Genomic DNA, 1,438 nt, shown 5'->3' with positions numbered 1-1,438 from the left:
TACCCTCGACTTCCAATAGGACGCCATTGGCGATAGTCAAGGCGCTCGGCTTTTTAACTGCATTGGACGCGTCAATTGGGACTCCCGCGATTTCGAAGCTCGAGTCATCCACATAATTAGTGACTGCGCCTTGCAAACTGAAATCGTCGTCGGCTTCAAGGCTGTCAGAGAACGAGCGCTCTTCCTCTACCTCGGTCGCTATCAGTTGATCGCCAGAGAGCGTACCTTTGACCTCGACGTACATTCCGTCCAGTAAGGTGCTATCGGCTACCTCAGTCAGATCAGCTCCAGTGTAGTCAACCGTGTAAGTGCGCAACTGAAATGTCGTATCGGTCAAGGCCGAGATAGTACCTTCAATTTCGACCTCTGTTTCACCCTCGACATACACCTCTTGTCGCTTTTCTAAGTGCGTAGCGCGCAAATCCGTCAAGCCTTCGGGAAAACCGCTAATTTCGACGAAATCGCCGACGGCCAGAGTGTCAAACGTGGTGTTTTCGAAGGTCGTTGCAATACGGTCTACCGTCACATTCACGCCCAAGATCGTGATGGTCATCACATCACCCTGCGCGTCTAAAGCGATAGCTTGTACTGGACCTTTAAGCTCGTTATCAAAAATAACGACCGTCGCCTCGCCGGTCACGCCATCAGCATTGATGGTGCCCTCTACCGACACCACCATACCGACCGAGAGATCCAGCTCATTTGCGGGTTGTCCATCGACGAATATAGCCGCATTGTCAGTATTAAATTCGACGCCATTTACAAAGATGCTACCAAAAGCATCGATCGTGCCGTACGCAATGGGAGCGCCACTGCCACTGATACCAAGATCAGTTCCACCATCGGTGCCTCCGCTCGTACCACCACCCGTCGCAGGATCCGTTCCGCCGGTCGTGCCGGCCGGCGCCGGCGCTCCCGCACCGCCACCACCACCGCCTCCACCACATGAGGCGAGCAAGGCAATTACTACTGCCGTGCCTAAGTACCTTAATAACATCATGTTTCACCCTCACCTTGATTTTGCGTGTAATAAATACCCACGGCGACATAGCTACCGTTGGAATCGCCTTCTTCAACTTCGTGCTTAGACAACCAGTAGTCGTAGTATTCGAGCAACTCCATCGACTTACGGTTCGACAGCGCTCTGAATTCAGGCACGGCGTCGCGATGCAGCAAGTGACTGGATACTTTGCGCTGAAACCAGCGGTCATCGTGCTGGCTCTCTAGATTGTGTTCGATAGAGCCCATGAGTTCCGCTGTGTCTGTTCCGAATAGCATCAGTCTTTCGTGCGATGTCTCTAAAGGCAGATACTCCTTTTTCTGCAGACGCAACTGGCCGTTCACCTGAATAACGTTCTCGCTGTGAAGCAAGGTCGCCAGCATCGCGGCGGGTGTCATATCCCCGCTGAAGCGACGCACCAATTCTGCGAAACTGTTC

At 53.0% G+C, this 1,438-nt stretch carries 2 protein-coding genes; both read right to left on the bottom strand.

Features of this window, described 5'->3' with window-relative positions; all coding sequences use genetic code 11:
- Positions 1–1,000, bottom strand: a 1,000-nt coding sequence (locus ACTF5Z_RS12180) for a DUF5666 domain-containing protein (protein WP_438985868.1), incomplete at its 3' end; no start/stop codon positions are given.
- A partial coding sequence (locus ACTF5Z_RS12175; RefSeq protein ID WP_438985867.1) for a DUF6502 family protein occupies positions 997–1,438 on the bottom strand: 442 nt, incomplete at its 5' end. The genes ACTF5Z_RS12180 and ACTF5Z_RS12175, both read right to left, overlap by 4 nt.

The organism is Aequoribacter sp. (assembly GCF_965659035.1).
Lineage (GTDB): Bacteria > Pseudomonadota > Gammaproteobacteria > Pseudomonadales > Halieaceae > Aequoribacter.
The sequence above is the reverse complement of the archived record's forward strand: the minus strand, read 5'-3'. Positions and strand labels throughout refer to the sequence as shown.